General features: G+C 47.9%; 16 protein-coding genes, 1 tRNA gene and 1 pseudogene. 7 read left to right on the top strand and 11 right to left on the bottom strand.

Translation table 11 applies throughout. The annotated features are described in order from the left end of the window. The gene (locus EKM84_RS06755) at positions 1-2,667 is read right to left on the bottom strand and encodes a SpaA isopeptide-forming pilin-related protein (RefSeq protein ID WP_164511342.1); all 2,667 of its coding nucleotides are present in this window, start codon (positions 2,665-2,667) and stop codon (positions 1-3) included. A 291-nt stretch (positions 2,668-2,958) separates the two neighbouring features. Further along, positions 2,959-5,505, bottom strand: coding sequence for a BspA family leucine-rich repeat surface protein (locus EKM84_RS06750; RefSeq protein WP_164511341.1), 2,547 nt, complete (start codon positions 5,503-5,505; stop codon positions 2,959-2,961). 618 nt (positions 5,506-6,123) lie between these two features. Between EKM84_RS06750 and EKM84_RS06745 the strand changes: the two genes are divergently transcribed. After that, entirely contained in the window at positions 6,124-8,010 is a 1,887-nt protein-coding gene (locus EKM84_RS06745; RefSeq protein ID WP_125764989.1) for a hypothetical protein, read from the top strand. 187 nt (positions 8,011-8,197) lie between these two features. On the opposite strand, the gene EKM84_RS06740 is transcribed toward EKM84_RS06745, so the two are convergent. Together EKM84_RS06740 and EKM84_RS14480 are read right to left on the bottom strand one after the other, a co-directional pair. Beyond that, entirely contained in the window at positions 8,198-8,737 is a 540-nt protein-coding gene (locus EKM84_RS06740; protein ID WP_125764987.1) for a plasmid pRiA4b ORF-3 family protein, read from the bottom strand. Between the two features lie 213 nt (positions 8,738-8,950). Beyond that, a pseudogene (locus tag EKM84_RS14480) lies at positions 8,951-9,660 on the bottom strand (SDR family NAD(P)-dependent oxidoreductase). Between the two features lie 70 nt (positions 9,661-9,730). Between EKM84_RS14480 and EKM84_RS06730 the strand changes: the two are divergent. The 3 genes from EKM84_RS06730 (at position 9,731) to EKM84_RS06720 (ending at position 15,004) form a co-directional block, all read left to right on the top strand. Further along, entirely contained in the window at positions 9,731-10,111 is a 381-nt protein-coding gene (locus EKM84_RS06730; protein WP_164511340.1) for a MerR family transcriptional regulator, read from the top strand. Positions 10,112-10,578: 467 nt separating this feature from the next. Further along, positions 10,579-14,178, top strand: a complete 3,600-nt coding sequence (locus EKM84_RS06725) for an SEC10/PgrA surface exclusion domain-containing protein (protein WP_164511339.1) — start codon at positions 10,579-10,581, stop codon at positions 14,176-14,178. Between the two features lie 361 nt (positions 14,179-14,539). Beyond that, positions 14,540-15,004, top strand: coding sequence for a hypothetical protein (locus tag EKM84_RS06720; protein WP_125764982.1), 465 nt, complete (start codon positions 14,540-14,542; stop codon positions 15,002-15,004). Positions 15,005-15,230: 226 nt separating this feature from the next. On the opposite strand, the gene rlmH is transcribed toward EKM84_RS06720, so the two are convergent. The 7 genes from rlmH to yycF form a co-directional block, all read right to left on the bottom strand. After that, a complete protein-coding gene (gene rlmH, locus EKM84_RS06715; protein WP_125764980.1) occupies positions 15,231-15,710 on the bottom strand; it encodes a 23S rRNA (pseudouridine(1915)-N(3))-methyltransferase RlmH in 480 nt (159 codons plus the stop codon). A 541-nt stretch (positions 15,711-16,251) separates the two neighbouring features. Beyond that, positions 16,252-17,598, bottom strand: a complete 1,347-nt coding sequence (locus EKM84_RS06710) for a S1C family serine protease (protein ID WP_164511338.1) — start codon at positions 17,596-17,598, stop codon at positions 16,252-16,254. Between the two features lie 567 nt (positions 17,599-18,165). After that, entirely contained in the window at positions 18,166-18,993 is an 828-nt protein-coding gene (locus tag EKM84_RS06705) for an MBL fold metallo-hydrolase (protein ID WP_125764977.1), read from the bottom strand. A gap of 673 nt (positions 18,994-19,666) precedes the next feature. Next, positions 19,667-20,524 (bottom strand): two-component system regulatory protein YycI, encoded by an 858-nt coding sequence (locus EKM84_RS06700; protein ID WP_125764975.1) that lies wholly within the window; start codon positions 20,522-20,524, stop codon positions 19,667-19,669. 28 nt (positions 20,525-20,552) lie between these two features. Further along, entirely contained in the window at positions 20,553-21,851 is a 1,299-nt protein-coding gene (locus EKM84_RS06695; RefSeq protein ID WP_125764973.1) for a YycH family regulatory protein, read from the bottom strand. Continuing rightward, positions 21,838-23,694: a cell wall metabolism sensor histidine kinase WalK gene (walK, locus tag EKM84_RS06690; RefSeq protein ID WP_125764971.1), complete on the bottom strand. Its 1,857-nt coding sequence runs from the start codon at positions 23,692-23,694 to the stop codon at positions 21,838-21,840. The genes EKM84_RS06695 and walK overlap by 14 nt, the downstream gene beginning before the upstream one ends. A 39-nt stretch (positions 23,695-23,733) precedes the next feature. Continuing rightward, positions 23,734-24,450, bottom strand: a complete 717-nt coding sequence (gene yycF, locus EKM84_RS06685; protein ID WP_125764968.1) for a response regulator YycF — start codon at positions 24,448-24,450, stop codon at positions 23,734-23,736. A gap of 1,040 nt (positions 24,451-25,490) precedes the next feature. On the opposite strand from yycF, the gene EKM84_RS06680 reads away from it, so the two are divergent. From EKM84_RS06680 to EKM84_RS06670, 3 genes are all read left to right on the top strand, one after another. Further along, positions 25,491-25,563, top strand: a tRNA-Lys gene (locus EKM84_RS06680). A 169-nt stretch (positions 25,564-25,732) separates the two neighbouring features. After that, positions 25,733-26,404 (top strand): hypothetical protein, encoded by a 672-nt coding sequence (locus EKM84_RS06675; RefSeq protein WP_225418163.1) that lies wholly within the window; start codon positions 25,733-25,735, stop codon positions 26,402-26,404. Between the two features lie 158 nt (positions 26,405-26,562). Further along, positions 26,563-26,874 carry a hypothetical protein gene (locus tag EKM84_RS06670; protein ID WP_125764966.1) on the top strand — a complete coding sequence of 104 codons (312 nt, stop codon included), beginning with the start codon at positions 26,563-26,565 and terminating at the stop codon, positions 26,872-26,874. The last annotated feature ends 104 nt before the right edge of the window (positions 26,875-26,978 follow it).

Below are 26,978 nucleotides of genomic sequence, written 5' to 3'. Positions count from 1 at the left end.
TTATTCTCCTCTAGGGTGTGTGCGCCAAATGGCGAGTGCCGATAGGGTGAGCATGAGCCCAACAATGATGAACCAGATGATGCCTTGGCCCCCAGTGATGGGTAAGCTGTATTCTGGGTCATTTTCAACTTGCTTGGATTCAATCGGCCCAGTCTGTTTATCCTTTGAAATTGTAAATTCAGTAGGTTCGCCAATCGTGTAACCATCTGGCGCCTTAGTTTCAATCAACGTGTACGTGCCAGTCTTGAGACCTGTAATCTTAAAGTTTCCGTTGTCGTCGCCCTTCAGTACGGTTGCCTCATTTTTGTCCGCAACCTCGCCCGTCCGTTTACCATTCGTATCAAACTTCAGGTAGTTACCGGCTTTATCTTGAATGATAAACTCAGCTCCGGTGAGTAACTTCTTGGTGGTGCTATCAATCTTTTCGAACTGGTAAACGCCCTTGAAGTAGTGTGTGATTACTTTATTCGTCTTCTTCGGCCACTTGAGATTGGTCCCAGAATCAAATTCGATTTCAGCCTCATTTTCCAACGTCCCAACAAAGTCAGAATCAAGTTTCACCATCATTTGAATGGCAAACGAGTTACCATCAAAGATCAGTTCTTCAATTTCTTCCTTGGATAACTTATAGGTGACCTTGCCATTAACAATGGTAATTTCACCACGTTTTGCCTTAACCGGAGTGCCATCAGTATTGAAAAGGTTAATATTTTTTTCTTCAACTGTCACGCCGGCAGGCAATTGATCCCACATCGTAATCGCGTTGGGTTTAGCAATAGAGTCATTCGGAATATTGTAAGTGGGTTGATAGATCGTGTAGTACAGGAAGTCGGTGTCGTCTTTGTCCCGGTCGATTGTCACACCATCCCGGTCGTTATTCTTTGGATCAATTTCTTCGTTCGAGTGAACTGTCTTGTGTGGTTCTGGCTGTTCCAGTGGCAATAAGAAGCCACTAGAGAAGGACTGCCACGTGAATCCAAACTGACTTTTCAGCTTGAACAGCTGCGTTGTCCCAACCATTGGGAATGAAACCGCGCCGCGTTCATAATCAGCAGAACCCAGGTAATCGCCCCAATCGGCGTCTTTGTAATCAGGATCATCTTTCGGAAGCCCGATACCAATACCTTCGTACCAGCCATGATCACGATATTCAACTTTTGAGTTGGGCGACAATTCTCCCTTTAACTCAGACCTGGTCCCAGCCCATTCATTTTTCTTATCTGCTCTACCGTTTAACGAACCAAACGTAAAGTAGTTCTTATACTTGTCATTAACTGCCTTAGGAAATTCAAGTGCCTGACTCCAATCCGAGTTGGTAAACGTCATGTCGATATTGAAAGACTCAATTCCTTTGTAGACCAGTCCAGAGTAAAAGTTATTTGAAAAATCAATGTAGCTTTTACCATAACTCAGTGGCGTATCGAGATCCGTATGGTATTTAATATCTGAAATCTCAACAATGACTCCCATCGGATACTTCAAAGAGTCATCTTCAGTTGACGTCGTGTACATCCCCACATTGTCATAGTAAACAACGATGGTGTCTTCACTACTTGGATTTGCCATGTTTTGGTTGTCAATAGCCACAGCATAAGCGATTTCTCCATTTTGGGTTCCCGTCCCCCTCTTCTGGTAAGAGGAGTGGTAGCGAGTTTCAAAATAGTTAAATTCTTTGATGGGGTCCCCACCATAATATCCGCCGGAGGAAATACCATCCTGTCCCATTACTTTCGTTATAAGTTGTGTATTATCCTTTTTTTCTAAAAGTGTTCCACCGATAAGCAATTTATCTGACCATTGTTCCATTTGAACTTGGCCACGACTAATCTTAACCGACTCAGTGGGCATATTCGGCAGTTCTTGCGTCTGGTTCGTAGTTGCCATCCGTGCCTGAACTGCTTCATCTTCCTCAGCTTCTATCACATCTTCTTCACTGTCAGTCGTCGCTGACTTCTGTGATTGCGTCTTACCAGTAGTTTGCTGATTTGACCGCGCATCCTTGGTAGTCTTACTGTCGTTTGACGTTGTCGCTTTCTTTGTTGATTGTTTAACTGATTTCTTCTTCGTTTTCGTGTCGGACTTCTTTTCCGTTTTCGTGTCTGACGTTTCGTCTGCAGCCTTTTTGGTGTCGTCATTCTTTTCCTTTGCTAGTTTTGCGTCCGCTTCACCTGTTTCTGCTTTAGTTTCCGTTTCGGCTTCTTTAGAAACAACCGCAATTTTCTCTAATTCATATTCTTGCTCCGGGTCAGCAACGTTTAATTTCAACTGTAAGTCTTTACTGAGTGGCGCCGGCGTGACCTTCACCGGTACAACTAAATCTACCGTCTGATCCTGGCTTTGGTCATTCTTGAAAATCAATTGACGCTTCTGGTCAACCATTGCTGTAACTTCCTGGTTTGAATCTACAGTGATTTCTCCAGTCATCAGTTTGGCATTGTCCTGGTCAGCTAACGTCACCATCGTCTCCCCAGCGGGAAGCTTGACGGTCAGCGCCACTTGCAGGTCCTGTGCCTGGTGACTAGTCAATTTTTTAACAACTCGCCCCGTCTGGTCTTGGAGGGTTGCCTTTTCAATAACGTCATTTCGGTCTTGCGCTTGAATGCGTAGGTATGAGGTCAAACCTAGGACACATCCTAGCACTGCAATAATTGCTAATAGCTTCTTCATGAGGCAATCCTCCCTATCCCTGTGAGTCGCGAGCTGTTTTCTTTTTTCGAGTGATTTCAGAATATCAGTGATTTGTGAATAACTTATGAACATCATATGTATTTTATTATATTATTAATACCATTGCTATGTTACACAATGAAAGTGTTGTGGTGATTGCTAAACTGTTTTAACTGCTATCTCCATTGTTATCACAATCATAGTTCGCCCCATACTTAGAATCTCTGACTAGCTTATTAAACAAAAAACAGCAAAGCCAAATTCACTGACTTTGCTGCCTTCTACGCATTCTTATTTAATGAACCGCGCATTCGCCGTCACATACCCGCCAGCCACGCGGTAACGCAAAGTCCCATGATCAGAGTAGTCCCAACCGTGAACTTTTAATTGCTGATGGCGACGATAGTGATGCGTTGCCTTTTTGAAATTCACATCCTGGTAACGCCAAATCGTGTGCTTCGTGGTAATTTTTCGCGGATAACGTCGCTGGCCGTTCTGCACCCATTGCCGATTAGCCGTCACATATTGGCCATTCGTCAATTGGAAACGTGTCGTTAAATTGTGCGTGACAATCCGTTTGACTTTCAACTGCTGACCCTGCCGATAATGCTTACGTTTCTGGGTCAAATTGGCCTGCTGATACCCATTTACGCCTTGCGGATTGATGACTGTAATCACGTCTTTACTGCTAGTCTGCGATAAATAAGTCGGCGTCACATACTCTGACCGTGTCGTCACGTACCCTGTCAGTCGATAGGTCTTTGAATGATGGTTAACGTCTCGGACCTGATACCGCGCAACACCGTGTTTTGAAGTCGCTTTACCAACGACCACAAACTGCGGTTGCCGCGTTCGCGGTGCCTTATCATACCAGGTAATCCGATTCCTCTTGGTAAATGTCGGCCGCCGGTAAAGCCCAATTTTCTTAATCGCATCGAGGCTACTGCCCTTGAAGACTTTATCGGGGATAGGATTAGGGGTTACCGTTCCAGTACCAGGTAACGACGGTGCTGGTGGTGTCACTGGCCGTTTGACTGGCTCCCAGACATAGACTTGTTTCCCAGTTGGCCGTGCATCCCCCATGTAGGCATTGACCAAATCGTCACTGGTTGCGTAAGTTTTCCCCTTGGGATTTTCCTCCGTACCAGCGCCGACAGCCTCCCATTTGCCTGTGTAGACCTTATTCGCAGTTATGTTAGGCAGTTGTGGGCCCGAAGAATATTCACGTATCTTAACAAAACGCACGTTAGGCCCTAACACCAACCGCGAGAGGTGGTTGTTCTCAGAAAACATACCGTCAGTTTCCGTATATCGATCACTTGCTTGATCATACGTCATGGTAAATCCGGAAATATCTAGGCTGGTTAGACTTGTATCACTATTAAACATGAGATAGAGTCCATTCGTGTAGTCCTCCATGTCACCATAAGTTCTGACAGCATTTGCTGTATCGAAGCTCGATAAATCAAGTTTTTTTAGGCTCGTACATTCTTGAAACATCTGATTGAAATCTGTACCGTTTCTGGTGTCAAACGAAGAAACGTTTATGCCTTGTAAATTAGTATCTCCGTCAAACATAAAACTAAAGTCAGTAACCTTAGATGTATCAAGTGTGGACAGATCTTGCGTAACAAGACCCGTTGCCCTTTGGAACATAGCACGCATGTTAGTCACACCACGAGTATTGAGTCCACTAAGATCTAAATTATTTAACTTTTTAGTGTCACTAAACATCCCCGACATGGACTGGACGTGACTGCTATCGAATTTTCCACCAAATTTGATACTTGCTAGATTATCTTCGTTAGAAAACATATCATCCATAAGTATAACCTTTGATGTGTTGAGTTTAGACACATCTATTTGAGTCAAATTATGCATACCACTAAACGTGCTACTCATGTCAGTCACATTTGAAGTGTCAAACTTCTCTAGGTTCAGCGCTGGCATGCCAGCTCCTGAAAACATTTGTCTCATATTAGTAACGTTATGCGTATCAAATTCATCACCCAAGACTAGACTGTTACTTTGATTTAAGCCACTAAGCCCAGCAAACATCTCCCACATAGTCGTCACATTTTCAGTATTAAAACTTGATAGATTCAACACCTGTAACGAACTATCTTCCAGAAACATTCCTGACATATCTGTAACCTTTCCCGTGTTGAGACTAGATAAATCCAGTGCCTGAATTCCAGGACAGGTTGAAAACATCCTCGCCATATTGGTAACATTTTCTGTATCAAAACTAGAAAGGTCAAGTGTCGTTAGGAACCAAGAATTCGTAAACATATCTGACATGTCCGTAACACTTTTGGTATTGAATTTCGATAAGTCTAAAGACTTAAACTGCGTGTCGTTAAACATGCCAGCCATGTTGGTGGTATCACTCGTATCTAGATTCTCTAAACCATTAAGCATTACTTCTTGATTACTGACTGACGGGAAATCTGCGAACAGTCTTTCTGCACTCTTACCAGTTTTAATTTTACCAGTCAAATTAACAGTTTCTAGATTGCGCAATTTAGCTATATCAAAAATAGCACCCTTAAGCTGCAATTGTTTACCAATAGCCTGTTGAATAATGCCATCTTTACTGCCGCCCCCTTCTCCTGGGCCACCCTCTGGCAAAATTCCACCACTACCACCATCAATCGTTAACGTCTTCCCATCTGCCGTTAATTGCCACGTACAGGTTCCCAGGGTGCCACTGTAATCCGTATTTGCAGCCCGCGCAACCGTCGTATCGCCTGTTACCGACGTTTCTGTCAGTCCAATCGGTACACTGATGCCAATCGCTAAGCTCACCAGCAACACCGCTAGCCTTCTCCACAACATCATGTAGCCTCCTACTCAGATTTATATTAGTTTACTGTCTTTGTTAATTATATCATCAGGAATATGAAAGCGCATTCTGAATATTAACTTTATGTAATATACACGGTTCGCATCATTCCGTTATTGGCAGTGGCAACAAGCCAATACCATTCCTTCAAGCAGGTTCAATATTTACTTGAGCAAACGGAATTAACGCTCGTCATATCAGTTTTTTTGTATGCACTTTATCTATCAACCTAACCCCAATATAGATGATTCCACCGGTTAAAAAACTTAGTATGCATCTATTAAGGGCAACAGGTGTACACTGGAGGCAAATAAGACTAGACAGACTTGCCACGCAGGAAAAATTTTCTTTGTTTTCAACCTTAGGCAGAACAATATCACACTGGCTACCGCAGCATTATGACTAGTACACCGCCGATAGTCACCCTAACTAACCACCTTCATGTATTTAAGTAAATCGGGGGCGTCACCGCATTAGGGTCGTTAGCTGACTTCTATGTATTTTTTATAACCGTTGCCACGTAAATTTAGAAATCACTTCTGGTCGGGACGATAACCACTCGTCCTATTCGTAAATTTCGAATTCTTTTATTTCCAAGGGAGATCATCTTTATGAAAAAAGCCATTCAACTTGTCGCTGGAACAACCGCGGTGCTTGCCGGTACCATTATGACCAATAATGTGCTTGCAAACGCCGCCACAACGCCAACCACCAACAATACCGCTACTGTTAATCAAGCCTCACAGGACGATTTAAACCCGCAAGTCGAGACCTCAGCCGATGTTCAAACTGCCAGCAGTGCCGCCGCTACGGCTGACGCAGCCGCTGAGACGGCCAAAAATAACGTTGTCGCCGCTTCTTCAGCGGCTACTGCAGCTGCGGCCACGGCTAATCAACAGTCACAGGCCGTATCCGGTGCCCAAAAGACGCTTAGTGACGCGACCACTACCCAAAGTTCAGCCGCGAGTTCTAAATCAGCGGCCCAGTCAGCGCTAGACACCGCTAACCAGACCGCCCAAACGGCCAACGCCGCCAATAGCCAGGCTGTCTCCAATAGTTCAGCGGCTCAAGTTTCCATCACCGCCGCTCAAAAGGCCGCCAACGCTGCGGCAGAGGCTCAAGCAGCCCTCGCCGCGCATCAATCAGACCTTTCCGCAGCGACGTCATCCAATGCTGCTTATTTACTTAAAATAACTGCATACTTACCTAAGAAAATAGACCTCAGCCAAGACACTAGTGTCTTAGAACAAACCGTACTCATTGACTTGAAACAGCGTTCTGAAGACTGGGCAGAAGTTGTCCACGACGACAGCGCCCATTTACAAAGAGAAAATGATGCGATTGCTTCAGGAAATACGTATGATCTCCAAACCGAGTTACACACGACTGATCTTGACACCGCACAAATCATCCGCAAAGACCTACAAGACCTAGTCGCAATTGAAGTCCCAAGATCAGCTCAGGCCCTAGCTAACTATGAAGCGTACGCAGCCCTGCTGGCATACCAAACTGCCGCCGACAGTACCGCTGCCGATAGCTCCACAGCCGCTTCCGCCGCGCAATCAGCCACGGCCAGCCAGCCGAGTCTCGCTGCCACCGTTACCAAAACCCAAGCGGCGGCTTCGAACGCTAACCAAGCCGCGAGTGCCGCTCAAGAAACATTTAACACCGCGTCAAGCGCGGCTAGTGTTGCGGATACCGCTGTCACTACAGCCAAGAAGGCGCTTCAGGACGCCCAAGCCGCCAGTGACACGGCTAACCAGAATCTGAGCGATGTCCAAGCGAAATTAAGTGCGGCGCAAGACACCCTCAATCAGGCTAATAAGACTAAGACCGCGGCTGACCAAGCGCTAGCTACCGCTCGTCAAAAGGCACTGGATACCGTGATCACCACAGGCGATACGCACAGTATCGGTAGTCAGCCTGGCACCACGACGCCTGCCCAAGTGGCAGCCTCGGAAACTAATGCTGGCGCGACCACCGTGACAGCTGACGAGCCTTCGCCTGAAACTACCACAACGGTTGAAAAATCAGCTAATCAAGCAACTACAACGTCGACCCCAGCAGCGGTAACGACGACTAACTCCTCGTCGGCAACCAAGCACCGCGCAACCTTGACGATCTCACGTTCTGGGAATCATCAGGGAGCATCCGTCCTGACCTTTATGACTAACCAGGGTCAAGCGGCCTTGGGCGTAGTGACCGCCGTTATTCCAGCTGCCACGCATGCCTTTACCCAGGTCACTGGTGACACCGTTGCGCAAGCTGCGACTACCGCGGCCACATCCCCTGTTCAAAACACAACTAAGTCTGCTAAGCAATCCAAGTCAGCCAGCACCAGCCCAACTACGCAACAAGCAGGCGCGGCTGATACGACTTCAATTGCGGATAAGAGGACCGATACACAGCCATTCTACCTCTGGGGTGCCGCTATCGTTGCAGCAGGTGCCTTCGCTTGGTTCTTTGGTGAACGCCGTCGTCGGCATGATGAGGATTGATTTGGCGTTATTGGTTGAATCGATGATTTTGAAATGAACGTTCTATAGTGAACAAAAGCCCCTCTAGGTGGACACGCATGTAACAACGCATGTCTGACTAGAGGGGCTTTTTCACAATAAAAAGGGCCACCCCAACTGTTGTTGAGCGACCCTGTTGCTTTCTATAATGACGGATTGCGCATTTCGCCTAATAAAACTTAGGTATCAATCCCAAATCATCTGCCCGGATCATTTGTTCACCCGCACGAGACCATAAGGCAAGTTCCTGATTCAAACTTTGACGATTGAACTCCAGTGCGTCCTCTGCGTCCTGCCCATCTTCAGCACGATTGGCTCCCCGACTCCAGGTACAGCTTGGCACCTGAACGTCTTGAATTTCATCAAATGTTAGAGCACGCTTTAAGGTAATCACGTGCTCCCAGTCTTCGCCGAAATCATACGTGTATAAAATTTCGTTCTGCTGTAAATCCGGATAGACATAGGCTTGGCTGGCTAAAACTTGCTCGCCGCTGATATCCATATCGTCCACATAACCCACGTATTCTCGGTCTTGTTGATGCTTTGCTCGAAAACTATACAGATGGGAATTGGTCCAGCCAAAGGCCAATTGCAACAACACGTGGAGCTGGTCATAACGAATTGTCACGGGAACGATTAACTTCCGTGAGACTGCCGGTTTAACGTCCTTTAGTTTGACTAAAATTTCTAGTGCAGCAATTTCAGACATGTAGTCACGTCTCCTAATTTTTGTTTATTCACCTAATACCCGTTCCATAATTTTCAATATATGGCATTCTATCTAGAAAGTCAATTGCCTCTGGACTCATTCAGGGGCAATTGACTCTGGTTTGAAGTTGTTAAGCTACCTTGTCTAAAATAGTGATTTTCTCTTCTAGAGATGACCTTATCTGCTTAATTTATCGTACTTGCTTTGAGCCGATTACCAAGGCACAATACCATCGATATCCGAAAACGTACCAGAATCAGTTAACGCATCAGAAGTGGCCAATTCCACGGTCCGCGCCACCCCCACTTGCACGGTCCGATTACCGCCACCACCGCCAAAACTGGTGTCTACCCAACCAGGATTGACGGCATTTACCGTGATAGACGTGCCCTCAAGTTCCGCGGCGAGTTTGATGGTAAACATATTGACCGCTGACTTAGAAGCCTGGTAGCCAGATGCTTGTAGCTTGTGAATGCTGGTGCTGGCATCGCTGGCCAGCGTCAATGACCCCACCGCACTGGAGATATTGATAATCCGGCCAGCCGGCGCTGCTTTCAAAAGTGGTAAGAAGACCTGTGTGACGTCAATCAAGCCAAAATAATTTACGTTAAAATCTTGCCGAATTGCGTCTAGTGATAGTTCTGACGGCTTAGTCTCATGATCAACGGCAATACCGCATTATTGATGAGAATATCTAAATTAGCGATACTCGTTTTCGCGGCAACAATCGACTCATGGTCGGTCACGTCTAACTGGACCGCCTGAGCTTGAACACCAGCAGCCTCGAGCTGGGCAACAGCGGCCTGACCACGAGCTAAATTCCTCGAACCAACATAGATAGACTGGCCCTTCAAACCAAGTTCCAGGGCTAATTCATAACCCATCCCGCGATCAGCACCAGTAATTAATGTCTTGATAGTCATATCCATAGCTTCCTTTTCTGTTATGATGGATTTACTATATCAGCCTAACGTAACGGGAGGTCAAGTCGAAATGGCAAATAATAAATTGATGCGGATTGGTGCGTTTGCGAAAGCCGCTAATGTTACTATTCGAACAGTCCGGTATTACTTAGAGTGTGGCTTATTACCACCAGAAAAACGCAATGAAAATAATCAACGGGTCTTTAATGATGAGGACCTACACTGGATAACTAATCTGCATTATTTGCGAGAAGCTGGCATGTCAATCGTTGAACTCCAACACTACACGGCCTTAGTACGTGAAGGCACTAGCAGCTTGCCGCAACGAATTGAATTAATGCGCGAACAGCGTAAGCAAGTCGTCGCTGCGATTGCTGATAAGCAGGAACAGCTGAAAGTGATTGACCATAAGCTTGAGCGGTATTTAGCTGGAGACAGTGCGGTGATGTGAGCGGCATAAGCAAACAGGCCTCGATGATTTCGAGGCCTGTTTGTTTGCCGTGTTGTACTTATGGTGTGACCTTCCGTAACTACCCACTTATGATACGGTGACCCACAAACATTTATTCTGTAATTACCATTTTATGAGTGTTATATACAATTACTTCATCCTTAATATAATGATTATCAAACTATAGTATTTATTATGCAAGGCAAAAGGTGTACACTGAAAGCAAAATAGATTTTACACATAACAATGTACATGTTACATGTATTTTGGGATTTAAAATTATCATTAGAAGTATTGTTATACTACAACGTTTTTCGCTAAGAGCGTGTAACGTCAGCTATAATCGTTTGTAACCGTTTTCATCGCTGCTGTTAACGTCATATCAGTCGAAGCAACTATTGCTTTCAATTGCCATTTCTATGCTAGTTAGTTTTATATACTTTTATTTTCAAGGGAGATTACCTTTTATGAAAAAAACAATTCAAATTGTCGCTGGAACTACCGCAGTACTGGCCGGTGCTATTATGACTAACAATATCACCGCAAACGCTGCTACCGTCCCAACTACCAGCGACACGACCACCGTTAACCAAGATGCCCAGAGTGCCTTAAACTCGCAAGTTGAAGCTGATCCGAGTGTTCTGGCCGCCAGCACTGCTGACGACAAAGCCAGTGCAGCTGTTGACACAGCCAAGCAGAATGCTGATTCTGCCGCTGCAGGCGTCACCCAAGCAAAATCTGCGGCTAGTCAAAAATCACAGGCGGTATCCGCTGCTGAAAAGACGTTGAGTGATGCCACCATTAACCAATCATCTGCCGCTAATACTAAGGCTGGTGCGCAGCAAGCACTAAATACTGCTAATAGTAACGCCCAGTCAGCTGCTGATGCTAGTGATAAGGCTACCCAGGATAGTACCGCCAACCTATCCTCCACGGCTGCTGCCCAAAAAGCAGCCAATGATGCCGCAACTTCTGCAGCCGCAGCTGCAAAATCACTTGCTGACTTACAATCAGCAGCTACCGATGCTACGCCGGCTAATATTGACGCCTTACAAAAACAAATTACAGACCAAACCAGTGTTGTTAACCAAGACGATACAAATGTTAACACAACCTCCGCTGCCATTGATAAACAAACAACGGCGCTTAACAACGCCAATGATGCAGTCAAAACGGATTCTACGTTAGCCAGCCAGAAAGCTGCTGCGTTGCAAGCAGCTAAAGAGGCCTTAGATAAGGCTCAATCAGACTTCAATACTGCCCAGAACAACGCAGACACCACAAAGACTGACCTAGATGCTGCTAGCACAGCCCTGACCGAAGCAAATACCGCTCTAACTACCGCAACCACTCAAGCTAGCAACGCCAATGCAACACTTAAGAGCGCTCAGGACGCTTTAACTACAGCGCAAGGTAATGTCACCAAAGACACTGAGGCAGCCGACACAGCAGCAAAAACAGCAGCAGACGCCACTGCCGCCCAGACTAATGCTGAAACTTCTTTTGCAGCAACATCAAACGCCTTATCCTCTGCCCAGGCTGCGATTCAAACTGCAAACACAATTACCTTAACTGCTGATGCACTCAAGAATATGGCCAGTGTCAACAGTGATTTTGCGCCAACCCTTGCACAGTACATAAAGGACCAGGCTACCTGGAGTGCTGCGGTTGCCGCCAGTCAAGCCAATCCAAATGACGCCACCGCATCAACCGCCGCTAAAGCTGCCGAATCTACATTCAAAGATGATGGTGTCGCTCTACAAGCGGCTATGACAAGCACAGTAAATCCAGCCGTGTCAACCGTAGCAGCTCTAGCCAATCCCGGAACAACTATCACTACCAACCAATACCACTCTAATGCCAGTGATGCATCCGTTACCTATACGACTGCGAGTGCTCTGACCGATGCGCAATATCAAGATCTCGCAAAATTTGCGACGTCCTTGATTAATCAGATTCGAACAAGTCTCGGTCAAACTGCTGTGACACTGACGACAAACATGATGGGATTTGCACAAGAAGTTGCCTCTCAATACAGTACCGCTAACTGGGACTTTGATACCCACGTACAAGATTCAAGCATCTACGATACCTCAGCCGTTACTCCCGCTGCAAACAATTATGGATTGGATACTACCAACAACAATTACGACACTGTCGGCTCTAAGAGTGCCCTTAGTGGCGCCAAGACATTAGACGATGTTAAACGCGGTATCTATAACACGATTGTTCAAATGATGTTTACCGACGATCCTTCAACGCAATTTAGAGATGCCGTCACTTTGTCCGGTGTCACTAATAGTGATCAAACCTACTTTGGCTTTTCAATTGATGCACTCGGTCAAATTCACTTTGAACAAGCCACCAAGGCTAACGTGACTGATAGTACCAAGGCAGATATTTCTACGGATGTTATTGATACCACCGCAACCGACTATGCGGCAGTTCAAAAACAAGTCGATGATTTGACTACCCAACTTGCTAGTGAACAAACTACTCTGAACGACGCCAAAACAGCCGCCACTACAGCCGAAACTAACTTAGACAGTGCTAAACAGGCATTAGCTGATGCCAAAACCATCCAGACTTCAGCACAAGCTACCGTTGACGCCGCACAGACACCTGCTGACACAGCGAATAAGGCTCTGGCTGACGCTTCAAGTACTGTCGCGACCAAGCAAACGACCTTTGACGCAGCAAAAACCGCTAACAATACAGCCAACTCCAAGTTGACACCAGCTTCTAGTGCACTTGCCGATGCTAAGACGGCTTACAACGACGCTAGTGATGCATCAACTAAGGCTACAAATGCCTTTGCAACCGCTCAAAGTACTGCTAAAACTGCACAAGCTAACCTGGATCAATCCAAGAGCACATTGGACTCTCAAACGAGCCAAGCGGCAACCGATTTACAAACACTCAACGACTTAAAAGCTAAACTAAGCGGCTACAACACTGCTGTTGCCAACGTTGCCGCCGCCCAAGAAAATGCCGATAATGCCTCAATGGCCAGTTCAACAGCTGCTAGTGATGCCCAATTGGCTGCTAACTACCAAGCCAATTTGACAGCTAACGTGCAAAAGGCTCAATTGACCGCCGCTAACGCTAGCCAAGCTGCAAGTGATGCCCAAAAAGCGTTTGACACCGCCTCAAGTGCTTCCAATGACGCTGATAGCACTGTCGCTAAGGCTAGGCAAGCTCTCCAGGATGCCAAGAACATGAGTGATGCGGCGAACACCACTTTGAGCACTGCCCAAAAGACATTAGATACTACTCAAGCGGCCCTTGATCAAGCTAACCAGGCTAAGGTCGCAGCTGACCAATATCTGGCCACCGTTCGTCAAAGCGTCTTGGATGCCTTGATTTCCGCAAAGAACCCTCAAAATAATAGTGGAACTGGAACCTCGACTCCTAGCCAAACGACCACTGCTGATGCCAATATTTCAGATTCTACGGATCAACCAGTCGTCACCCCTTCAACGACGGAGCCTACTAATCAACCGGTTACCCAAAAGAAGGTAGCCAAGACCGTCAAGAAGGCTAAGACCAAAGCTACCAAACACACGACTAAAAAGGCTACAAAGAAGATTACTAAACAAAGTAGTAAGCGAACGGTGACAACGAACGCTAGACATCAATCTGCGCTAACCACTTCTCGTTCAGGAAATTATAAAGGGACTTCTGTTCTAACCTTTGCCGGAAATCACAACCAAGGTACCTTGACCGCTATTATTCCAGCCGTCACCCGTGCTTTTGACCAAGTCACTGGTGAAACTGTTGCGCAAGCCGCTGTCACTGACGCCTCATCTAAGAAGTCCAACAAGACTGACACTGCTAAGAAGAACGCTAAAAGTGCTTCTTCCAAGAGCAAGGAAAAGTCTAATAAGACAACTAGTTCTAAGTCAACGACCGGTCAAACAACGCAGCAAGCTTCTGCAACAAAGAATCAGTCATCCACTGCGAATAAAGACAATAAGCATCAGCTCTACCTCGTAGGTGGTGTGGCAGTCATTGTGGCAGCTGCCTTCTTGTGGTTCTTCGGATTTCGCCGTCGTCGCAAGGACTAGTTAAGTATCATGCCGTTACGCTCGCGTGACAACTATTTTTAAATACCGGAATTCAGGATCTTTTAGTACCAAACTCTTTTGGCTGCTTTTTAGAGGAATTCTCGTCCTAAAAAGTGGCACTGCTGAAACGGTAGCTCAGTAGCTCGCGTCAACCAACACTATCGAGCAGACTGCTTCACCAAAAGGCCAATCAGTCATCTAGTAAGCAGGATAACAGTAATCCATTCATCACGATTGCCGCTACTCTGTCTTGTTAACTGCCGCAACCTTTGTTGGACCATACGTCATCATGTGTCGTCGTCGAAATCGGAGGGAGACAATCGTATAACCATCATTAATAGAAAGTAGGTATCGAATTCATATGAAGAAGTTTTGGTTAACAGCAACACTGATTCTAACGGTGACTAGTGCTACCATGCTGAGTACTGCCACACCAGTTCCCGCCCAAGCCGCGCAAAGGCACTACACAACAGTGCCTAAAAAACTGAGGGGGCATTGGCGAATTTACAATAAGTCTTTCCACCGATATGATAAACAGATTTTTACAAAATGGGAATCAAAAAACATTATTCCAGGAACTAAAACGAATTGGTTCGTCTTGTCAGGACGCTCATTTAAATATGCGACGAAATCCAACAACTGGAATAGTGATCTATTGATTAAAAAAGTTGGCAAGGGGTACCGTGTCTCGCCCAGTTATGGATCTTACCAAAATGATTGGGCTGTTTGGACACGGGTTAAGCACCACGGCAAGACAGCCTTACATGCCACTTATCCTGGTGCAATTATCAAAAGCCCTGGCGCATATCTTTACCGTTATAAATAAAGTAACTGATTCTAGCAACAATGATTAAGGTATGTGACTTAAAGCGTGCAGATCAGTTATTCACTGGAACATCTGTTAACAACGTAGGTTGGAAATAGAAAGGGAATTGAAAAAATGGTTCTAGAAATCGTTTTGTGGTTTCTAGAACCATTTTTAATTACTGAAATTTAGAGACTTTTGGTTCCAAACTCTTTTATCTGTAATCGATATAATATATTAACCCGCATCATTTATGATACGGAGACCCTTCATTAATCATAAACGCCCGGTAAACCTGCTCCGTCAACACCAACCGCATCAGCTGGTGGGGCAACGTGAACCGCCCGAATGAAATCTGGGTATCTGCGCGCTTCAGAACGGCCGGTGTGAGGCCCAGTGAGCCCCCGATGACGAACGTGATGTCTGAGTGGCCGTAGGTGGTCAAATCCTTCAGTTCTTTGGCAAACTCCTCCGACGAGCGTTCCTTGCCCAGGATGGCCAGCGCGTAGACGTATTCGCGGTCCTTGATCTTACTCAGGATGCGTTCACCCTCCGCAGCCATGACCTGGTCCATTTCCGCCTGAGATAGATTTTCTGGCGCCTTTTCATCGGGCACCTCGACGATTGAAAATTTACAGAACCGTGATAACCGCTTCGCGTATTCCGCGATTCCCTGTTTAAAATACTTTTCTTTGAGTTTACCGACAACGACAAATTTGATGTTCATAATTAGCCTCCTGTACACAGGTTGTCCACAAAGTTATCCACAGGTGCACAACCCGTTTTCCTAGATATTGGGGGGTTCTGCTTGAAGACCCCCCATATTTATTTTTTGTTAAAAAGTCAATATCAAATAAGTTATCCACCGTTTTAAGACGAAACGTCCGTTCGGGCTATCCGCTTACAAACTGCATGGCTACTGGGTTTATCACTGCTAAATGGTCAAATAACTTTTTCTATCCACAGGCTCTCACCGAGCCTGTGGATAACTTTTGCACCGGTTTCATCGCCGGTCTGACCCTGTTCATAACTTTTCCACTGTTCTATTATGCCATTTATCCCCTCAGTTATCCACAGTTGTCCACAGGCTTATTTTTGCCCCTGAATTACTTCCCGGCGTTCCGCCCATTTCGTTCGGGCTCCCGACCAGCGGACACGTTTTCATTTCCCCCAAGCCAGTCGGAAAATTCGGTTTTTCATTAATTTTATTATCATCGCAAAAAGCGACCACCAGAAAATTCCGGTGGTCGCTTTCATTTCAGATTCAATTAGCTTTCTGAGTTGGCTGACGTTGAGGAGCTCAACTGAGAAGACGTCTCGGTCAATTTGACGTTGGCCGTCTTCTTCTTGCCATTGTGATAGTAGGTCATCGAGACCGTATCATTCAACTTGTAAGTGTACAGGATGTCACGCAGCGTGGACTGGTCGGAAATCTGGTGACCGCCCATGGCCGTGATGACGTCGTACTTGGTCAGCCCAGCCTTCTTCGCTGGTGATCCGGCGCTGGCGCTCATCACAACGACCCCGCTCTCCACATTAGATGGCAGCTTCAAGATCGACTTCTGTTGGGCACTGGAAACGTTGGCGAGGTCCACGTAGGTAATCGCTAACGCTGGCCGCACAACTTTCCCCTTCTTGACCAATTGATTGATGATGTTGACAACTTCGTTTGATGGAATGGCAAAACCCATCCCCTCAACGCTGGTCCCTTCAGCATCGCTAGCAATCTTGGAAGAGGTGATCCCGACGACTTGGCCGCCGACGTTGATCAGCGCACCACCCGAGTTCCCCGGGTTGATGGCAGCGTCGGTTTGGATAACCGTGGCGTTCCCCGTCTGAGTCCCGGATGAGTTCGTGGTTTCAATCGTCCGTTTCTTAGCGGAAATGATCCCTTCCGTTAGTGACGTCGCATACTGGCTACCCAGTGGTGACCCGATAGCCAAGGCGGTTTCACCGACCTTGACCTTATCGGAATTCCCGAACGACGCAACGGTCTTCAAATCAGACCCGTTGACCTTCAAGACAGCCAAGTCGGTGACGGAATCCTTCCCGACTAATTTCGCTTGCAGCTGCTTACCCGAGCTGGTCACCACGCGCAGAGCGGACGACCCGGACACCACGTGATTGTTCGTCACGATGTAGGCGGTATTGCCGTCCTTCTTGTAAACGACCCCGGACCCTTCGGACGCTTCCTCCAGTTCGGATTTCGACTTGGAATTCGAGCCAGAAGATTCGGCGCCAAACAGTTGCCCCAGCGTACTGCTACTACTGTTTTGCTTTTGTAAATTAATCACGGAGACCATGGCCCCCTTGACCTGGTTAAAGGCCTTGGTGGACTGGCTAGACACGTTGACCGTCACGTTAGACGTCGATGCGTTGCCGCTCTTATTACTGCCGGCGGGCACCGCTGTATCATTGATACCACTATTATTCAGGTAGGTGATTCCGCCGTAAGCGGCACCCCCACCTAACAGCCCGGCGACCAGTGCCGTCACGGCCACCTTGGTCAAGGTCAGGCCGCCCCGTTGCCGCTTTCGTGGCTCCGGAGTGGGCGTTGGAGTTGCTTGGTTTTGATCATTATTTTCAAATTGATTATTGTTGTTATTGTTATCCATCACATTGCGCTAACGCGCGAACCCTCCTCATTTATCGGCCAGGGGCGTTGCCGCTCCGGCCGTCGTTTTTTAATTATATTCATCTTAACGAGTGAGTATGAATTTTTTTCGACGATTCGGTGCTGAAGTCCTAAAGTTTACCAAATCTTACGAAGAACCTGGGGTAAGACGTGTTGGGTCGCCTTGCCGGGCGGTCAAAATGGACCGTGACGCTGTGGGCAGACGCCGGAAGCCAAAGTGCGGTCTTCCAGCTTACTTTGAGCCTCACAACCCGAGTCTCAAAGATACCAATGCTCTAAGCGGCAAGACCTGCCACTAAGAGCATTCCCACGGCTGAGTCCATTTTGCCCGCCCTATCGGCTAACACTGGCTTAGCCCTGGTTCGTCGTTGTTTGGTAAATTAGGTGGTTACTTGTTTGGTTGTTGGTTTTGTTTTGTGACTTACTGGTTGGGCCTGCTCGACTTTACGCAGGTTGTGACATTGCGTAGCCTTGCTGTTAATCTGTCTGGTTATTCTTACTCGATTCAGTTAATCCCAACCAACAATCTGCCACTCACCAATTTCGCCTACAACGCAACCAGTGGCGTAGCTTCTTCTGGATTGGTATCGATCAGCTGGAAGTCATGGCCGACGCCGAAATCGCGGTTTTCCATCATGGAGGCCACGGTCAGGTGACACAGTGACTGCATGTTATTGTGCAGGCTCCGGTGGCCGAGGTAGATTTTCTTGGTCCGGTTGCCCAGCACGTCCATCAACGCGTCAGCGCCCTCTTCGTTTGACAAGTGCCCCTTGTCGCCCAGGATCCGCTGCTTCAGTGGCCACGAGTACTCGCCCATCCGCAGCATTTCCACGTCATGGTTGCACTCCAGCAGGTAGGCGTCGGCGTCCTTGATCACACCTTCCACGTGCTCGGAAACGTAGCCGGTATCCGTCAAAATGACAAACGTCTTCCCGTGGTAGTGAATCGCGTAGAATTGGGGTTCGGCGGCATCGTGGGACACGGAGAAACTCTCCACGTCAATGTCCCCGAACGTCTGGACCGTATCCGGCGCAAACAAATGCTTTTGGGCCAATTCGACCTTGCCAATTTTGCTATCCATAGCGTCCCAAGTGCCCTTGTTGGCGTACACGTTCAGCTGCTCGTACCGCCGCGCCAAAATGCCCACAGCCTGCCGGTGATCCGAGTGTTCATGGGTGACCAACAACGCGTTCACGTCGTTCATGTTCCGGTTGATATCGCCCATCAACTTTTCAATCTTCTTGCCACTCAACCCGGCATCAATCATGATGCGTTCGTTGGGGCTCTCCACGTAGGCCACATTACCCGTGCTACCACTAGATAAAATGCTGATGCGCAGGTCATCTGCTACTGCTGTATCCGTTCGCAAATTCAATTCGACCTCTCCTTAAAATTCAATACCGTAATCATACCGCATTTCAGCTTCCTTGTAACTAATATTAATTGGATTATACACTGCGTTTGCGGGTTAACCTCCGCCTCCGGGCGGGTGAAAATTGAGCCGTGACGCGGTGGGCGCCCGTCCGGAGCCACAGGGCGGTCTCCGAACTTACTTTGAGCCGAAGACCACGTCTCAAAGATAGCAGTTATCTAAGCGGCAAAGCCCGTCGCTAAGATAACTCCCACGGCTGAGCTCATTTTCACCCACCCTGCGGCTTAGACTGGGTTGACCCGCAACCAGTGTTTCATTTTTCCATCCCCGTCGACAGTTCTTGGGGTGTAATCACGATTAACAACTCACTTAAAAATAACCTCACTATAATCATATTAATTTTCCACCATCAACAGCGACCAGAGGCGGGGCTAGGTGCCCAGCTGTGTCGATGGCTTTAGCTGAGCGATTTCCTCAGCTTAGGCCATGGGACGACTTTTGAGACTGGCGGGCTTCCAGGCTTAAAAGCGAGGTGGAAGACCGCTTCCCAGGCTGGAACCGGTCCCCACTAGCAGGACACCTGGCCCGCCGCCGGAAACAACCATCGCAGAAAACTTTTCACCCCAGCAAAAAAGGCGGCTCGCGGCCGCCTTTCGTCATTTTCATTTAACGTGGCTTAGTTGCTGGTAGTCGAGGTCCCGCTGACCGTCTTCACGTTGCTATCGTTGGTCAGAATGGCCCCGGTGAACGCGTTGACGTGCTTCAGCTGGAGAACGCCGGCGTTGTTGCCGCTGTTGGCCTTGACCGCGATGACCCAAGTTGGAATGTAGACGCTGCTATTCTTCAACGTAAAGTAGCGCGTGTACGCCAGCTTGGTCCAGACGATTTTGGTGTTATTGGCAATCTGATTGTACTGATACAACCAGATCAGCGCCTTGCGTTCCGAAATGGTCTCGGTCTTTTCCCGCAAGGTGGCGACGTCCGTCAGATACCCTTGGGTGTAGCCGGTCACCTGGCCGTCGTTGGTCAGGCTGAACCGGATCTCTCCGTAGCGCGAATAAATCTGCCCGTCCGTCACGTGTTGCGTGTAGACCACGGTGTTCCGGCTCGACAACTGTTTGTTATAGAAGTAATTCGTGCCATTTAAAATGAGCGCGCCGTTGTTGACCACGGTATCCAGCGTTTTATCCGGATGCTTAGGGTCGACGCCGGTGACGGCCGTCTTAAACGTCGAGGCAATCGTCCCGTCCGTTTCGTAACGCACGGTCTGGTCGCTCAGACTGGTCAGGCTACTCTTGATGCTATCGTCGTTGGTTGTGGAAATGTAGTAGCCCTCGCCACTCTTCTTCGATGGCGTGTCAAACGTAATATCGTCAGAGCGCATTTCCTTAATGATTGTCGTGTCACTATCGGCCGAGCGGCTGGACGTGGTATCGGTCTCCCCGGACGTATCGCGCTGAAAGGCGGCGAACAAGAAGATATCAATAACAATGAACGCGACTAAGAATAACCACTCGATGCGGCGAAAATCCATGCCGGACCGCCCTCCTTTTTTGACCGGTTTATGACTGCTTTAGCATCTGGTCGTAAGTTTTCCAGCTTCCGTTGTAGAACACGTACCAGGTTGGCGTCAAATTGACGACCTTATCCGATGAGGACGAGGCCAACCACTGGTAACCCAACTGCAACGCCGTCATTTGTTTCTTACTATACCCGGCCGCTACCAGTCGGTCAATGACGCTTTGCGTGCTAGGCAGTGACTCGGCTTTCTTATCGTTAGGGACAGGAACTTGCAGGCTGTACAGTGAGAAATTGTAGCGCCGAACGCCCTGTGATAGCATTTGAATCCGCGCCGCCCCGTAGTTACTCTGGTTAAAAATCGGGAATCCTTCAACGAAACTCCGGTAGGTCACGGTCGACTTCCCAGAATTGTAGCCGTAATAACGCAGGTTTTCCATGGGAATCCCGATGGACTTGACCGCGCTATAGCTGGCACTGAGCGCCTGGCTGAAGTTGAATGACGATTGTAGCGCGCTGTAGTCCTCGTACAATGCCGTCCCGCTCTTGTTGTAAACGGTCAGCTGGCGCGAGGCCCCGTCGCTATAAATCGTATTATCCTTATTCTTCTTAGCCGAAACGTTGGTCGACTCCCCCTTGTTGAGCAAGCGGGTGGTAAAGTAATCCGTCGACTGTTGGTTGACCAAATAGCTATACGACTGAACCGTCACACTGTTCGTGACGTACGGAATCGCCGACTTGGTGAACCATTTCATCTGAACGTCGATACGGAACAAGTTTTCCTTTAAAATCTTCTGTAGCGCGGCGAGATCACTCTTGCGCACGCTGATCCGATAGACTTCTTGATCCTTGTCGTCCAGTAAATACAGGTGTTTGGCATCGTTTAGCGGCACCATGATCCGGGAAAATTCCGCGGAGGTCCGGACGAGCTTACTGCCAAAGATTGTGTTAAACATTTTAATATTAACCGGTGCCGAATAGGACATCAGTAAACTACTCTTAGTGGTTAAATAATGCATGTACGCTGAACGTGAACCCGGCCGTTCCCGGCGGATACTCCCCAGGTCCCATTTCGACAGGGCCTCGCGAATCTCCGTAGTCAGGTTAACTTTCCGGTTGTTCAGCAGTTCTTGCTTACCGCTGGCGTTGGTGTACACCACCTCGGTCGGCAGATAAATATCCTTTTGCGGCCGAGTATTCAGCTCGGTCGTCGGCGTATTGGAGCTGCGCTGGCGACTGCGCTCATACTGCGCGGGATTCGTCCAAATCATGGCGGATAACGTCACACTGACTGCCACGGCTAAGGTCAATCCCAGTGGTAGAAATGCTTTAGTTATCTTCATCCCAGAGATCCTCCTCATCGTACGGCTTGTAAGGCAAGGAAATATAGAACGTGGATCCCCGGCCTTCGCGACTGTCGACCCAGATTCGGCCGCCCAGCATTTGGACGACTTCCTTGGAAATCGCAAGGCCCAGTCCAGTTCCGCCTTGTGCCCGTGAACGGGCCTTATCTACCCGGTAGAACCGGTCAAAGATCCGCGGAATATCTGCCCGTGGAATCCCTAACCCTTGGTCAGACACGCTTAAAATCACGTTGTTGTGCGTCTCCAGCAGGCGGGCCGTGACGATACCGCCATCAGGTGAGTACTTGATAGCGTTGTTCATCAGGTTGTCCAGCACCTGCGTGAAGCGGTCCGTGTCGATTTCGACCCAGAGGTCCCGCTTGGTGAAGTCGCGCTTGATGGTGTAAGTCTTTTCGGGCTTATCATCCTGCTTCAACATCATGTCAAAGCGGTCGAGCACGTAGTTAAATAGTTCGTTCAAGTTGACCATTTCCAGGTCGACCTTTTGGGTTCCGGAGTCCATTCGCGACAGCGTCAACAGGTCGTTGATCATCCGGATCATCCGGTCAGTTTCTTCCTGGGTGACCTTCAAGAAGCGTGGCGCCACCTCGGGATCCTTCCAAGCCCCTTCGGACAGGGACTCGATGTAGGCCCGCACGGAGGTTAACGGCGTCCGCAACTCATGGGACACGTTGGAAACGAATTCCTTCCGGTCCTGGTCGATCTTCTGTTGTTCGGTGACATCATGGAGCACACAAACTAATCCGGAAATGAAGCCAGACTCCCGTTGAATCAAGGAGAAGTAGGCTTGCAAGATCAAATCATGTTCTTTAGTGGAAAAATCCAATACTAAATCATCGGGATCTTCTAGCAGTTCGCGCAACGTATAGTCGTCACGAATATCCAGTAAGTCCAAGATGGATTTACCCACGGCATCATCGGGGTCGTGGTCCAGGAAGCTGCTAGCAGTCTCGTTAATGATGGTCACGTTACCGCGCCGATCGGTGGCAATCACCCCATCGGTCATGTGGGCCATGACGGAGTCGAGTCGCCGCCGTTCGGACTCGGTCGACTCTTGGGCCTCTTCCACCCGCACGGACAGGTTATTGACGGCGCTGGCCAGTTGGCCCAGTTCATCATTCCCATACACGTGCACGTGGCCAGAGTAGTCCCCTCGAGCGATCCGCAACGTTTGTTTCTTCATTTCATCGATTGGCCGGGTTATAGCCCGGGAAATAATTATCGCCATGACCAGCCCCAAAATAATCGCCACAAACGTTGCCGATACGTAGATCAGCGTGATTTGATTGATATTTTGATAGACCGAGTCCAGGCTGGACCGCATGTAAATAACCCCGACTAACTCGCTGTTATTTCCCTGGGTCCGAATCAACCGCGTAATCGTGGTGTAGTACCGACTATTATTCTGTGAATTATAGGTCGTCCGTACCACGTCGCGGTTGTTGTAGATGGCATTCTTAATGTTATTATCAGTGGTTTTCTGGCCCACGATTCCTTGGTTATCGACTTCATTGGTCCCACGGATGGTCCCCTTGTTGTCGATGACCCGAATCTGAGCGTTATTGGTATTGTTGATTTCCGACAGCGTCGACTTGATTTGCTTGTCACTCTTGGCGGCACTCGTCGTGGTCAATTCGTCAGACAGCCGATTGCCAATGTAGGTCTGCACCACCTGTTGGGCCTTGAACGTGTTTAAGTTCTGGCGTTCCAACTGACGGACAAACACAGCGCCAACGATCTCCAGCGTTAAAAGTAGGAGTAGCGCGAAGACCAGCGCGATTTTAAAATGAATCGACTGGAAAAATTTTATTTTACTATTCACGAAGTCACATACTCCTCAATGCGAGATTTAGCGTTACCGCTAGGCTTGGTCGGAATCTGGGTTGCGCAGGTAGTACCCGACACCCCGCCGTGTGACCAGCCAAGTTGGGTGGCTAGGGGCATCTTCAATCTTTTCACGGAGCCGCCGAACCGTCACGTCCACGGTCCGGACATCACCAAAGTAATCGTAGCCCCAGACCGTTTGCAGTAAGTGTTCCCGGGTCATGACTTGGCCAATGTGTTGGGCCAGGTAGTGCAGCAACTCAAACTCACGGTGCGTCAGATCAATATTGGCGCCGCGCTTGGAGACAGAGTAAGCTTCGGGATGAATGGTTAAATCACCGATCTCAATGTCTTGGTTTTCGGGTTCTTCGGGTTGGGCGTGTGCCGCAGCACTTTGCCGCCGTAGGTTCGCCTTGACTCGTGCCACCAATTCCCGGTTAGAGAATGGCTTGGTGACGTAATCATCGGCCCCAACTTCTAGTCCCACGACCTTGTCCAGTTCGGAATCCTTGGCCGTGACCATGATGATTGGCATATCATGCTTTTTCCGGATAGACTTGGCAACTTCCAAGCCATCAAGCTTAGGCAACATCAAATCCAAAATAACCAGGTCGGGATTCCCCTCTTCGACCTGTTGGACAGCGGCTTCGCCATCATAGGCGACGTCCACTTCGTAACCTTCTTTTTCCAAATTAAACTTCATAATATCAGTAATTGGTTTTTCATCATCGACAACGAGAATTTTCTTAGGCATAGTAAAAATTTCCTCCTTAAGGGAAATACGAGCGATCCGGTAATTGCAGGATTACCGGCAGGCCGGCCATTGGGTGTCAAAATACCACCGACAACGGGGCCACAGCAGTTTATTTTCAGTTTTTTCATCGTTTAAAGTCAAGGAATGTAGGCGCTCCTTTGTTGAACGCCTGGTGTTTTTAAGGGGCGTTACCCGACCCGATAAGGTTCCGGTGTCGTTGAGAGCAACGCTAACTGAATTATAACACATCATGAAGTTTCTTTCAGTCCCAGTGTATCAAGGATTTAAGGTGGTTTTAATCTGGTATTTCCCGGGAAATACGATAATTTAGTAGACAAAACGTGCGCTTTTGTCTGCTAAATCCATGAAAAACAATTGAAAGCCCCGTCCTATGCCGGGGAAGTAGGCGGTTCTTTACATTTTCAGGTCAAATCGATTACGGGTTGGCCAGCGACCTTTCTGCTTTAACACTTAGCTTTGGCGAGATAACCCGTTGTGTTTTCGTGATCACCGATTGACCAACTACTCCAGTGAGCCAACTAAAATAATTAGGTTCCCTCAGTAATTGTTCCTTGGTGAAAAACGCCGTCACCCACCAATCCGTCATCTCCTTCAAGCAACTGATCTTGAAGCCGCCGATGATGATAGCGACCGCTAATTATTTCTGAAATGCCGAGTACCACAAAATACTGCCCCAACCTACCTCAGTCAAAAACACGGAGATTTTCGCAAAAATCAGCCTTTTTAAAAAAAAATAAAAAAATTTCACCTTTTTTTACCACGTAAACCGACTTACTTGTCCGCGATTTGCCCTGATTTTGAAAAAAATACCAAAAAAGCCAAAAAACTTTTTCTCGAAATAAAAATACCTATAATCCGCGTTAAACCGGGGATAAGTTTTCCTCACGTTTGATAAAATACCCAGTTTTTTTGAATAAAAATCAACTTTTTTCGGAAAAGGGGTTGCGCACCCTGCACCCGCATGATATGATAGTTCTCGTTGATATGGAAGACATACAACAGCAACAAATCAATCACATGGGCAGTTAGCTCAGCTGGCAGAGCAACGGACTCTTAATCCGTGGGTCCAGGGTTCGATCCCCTGACTGCCCATCACTTACTAATCAGCTTTCACGAGGTTAACTTCGTGGTTGCTGATTTTTTTGTATCATTAGGTAATAAATATCCGCTACATTTAATATCTATGCATAACGCCACTCGACTTTTCGCGTCGCTATCTATAGGAGAAAACGCTACGGAAACTATGTCGAGGTGAGTCGTTTTGCAACAGCAAGAGAAGAAGAATCACATGTCTTATCGCGTCGTCGCCCTCATCATCGGGCTGGTCCTGAACGCCTTTGGCAACGCCCTGAGCGTCGCTGCCAATGCCGGTAGCGGGATTTGGACCGCGGCGGCCGTCAACATCGCCTACTGGATTCACGGCAACGTGGGGGTCATCCTCCTGATTGTCGGGATCTGCAGTGCCCTGTTGAACCAATTTCTGATTCACCAGGTCGACATCCCCCGCTTTGTTGGTGAGGTCGTCTTCATTTCCTGTTTCAGCTACTTCATTGATTTATTTGTGGCGATGTTTACCAAATGGGGAATCCCCGACCTGAACTTAGCCTGGCGCATGCTGCTGAGCATCTTAGGGGTCACCATCTTTGCCTGCTCGATTTCCATTTACCAGCGAGCCAATCTAATTATGCATCCCAACGATGACACCTCTAACATCCTGCGCTTCATGTATCTGGGTGGTCGCGCAACGGCCTCACAGTTCGTTGACTTCATCCCACCAATCATCATGATTGCGGTCTGCTACGCGTTTACCCGGCAGATTTACTCCGTGAACGTGGGGACGCTTTACTCCATCCTCTTCAACGGGGTAATCATCGCGGCGTCTGACAAACACATCATGCCGCACCTGTACCACAATTTTCGCGTTTCCCATTAACGTTAAATTCGCGCCGTCAATCACACCTGATTGGCGGTTTTTTTGACAAATCATTTAATGACGCATACTAAATAATTTATCAAGTTTATTTATAAGACAATTTACTAGCTATTGCCGCCACTTTCCCGTATTCTAACAGGACAAGGGGGAAATCACACATGAACGATGCCACGCTGACTCACGAATTTCTATTGCTAGAGGTCCTAAACGCCATCTGTGCCAAGACCAAGATCAAGCCCAGCGCCCTAATACTCCTGAATTTCCATTTCACAGATTCGCAATTGCAAGCCCTAGATACCTACTTATTTGACCACGCCTTCGGTCAGCAGGCCCTATCCACGCAGGATGTTGCCCAAAAATTACACGAAATTCGTCCCAGCATGACCGCTGCCGACTACTTCTTCATCGCCCAAGACCTCGTCGCCGCCTGGAAGCACGAGGAGCGTTATCATGGGCTGAATTTTATCTAGATTACATATAGGGAGAAACACATCAAAAATCAGCCAATTACTCACCCGCTAAATCGCATAACACCGGGCTTCAGCGCGGAACAAACAGAACTTTGAACCACAAG

Source organism: Levilactobacillus mulengensis, assembly GCF_003946045.1.
GTDB classification, from domain to species: domain Bacteria; phylum Bacillota; class Bacilli; order Lactobacillales; family Lactobacillaceae; genus Levilactobacillus; species Levilactobacillus mulengensis.
This window is presented reverse-complemented; position numbering and strand designations above follow the sequence as displayed.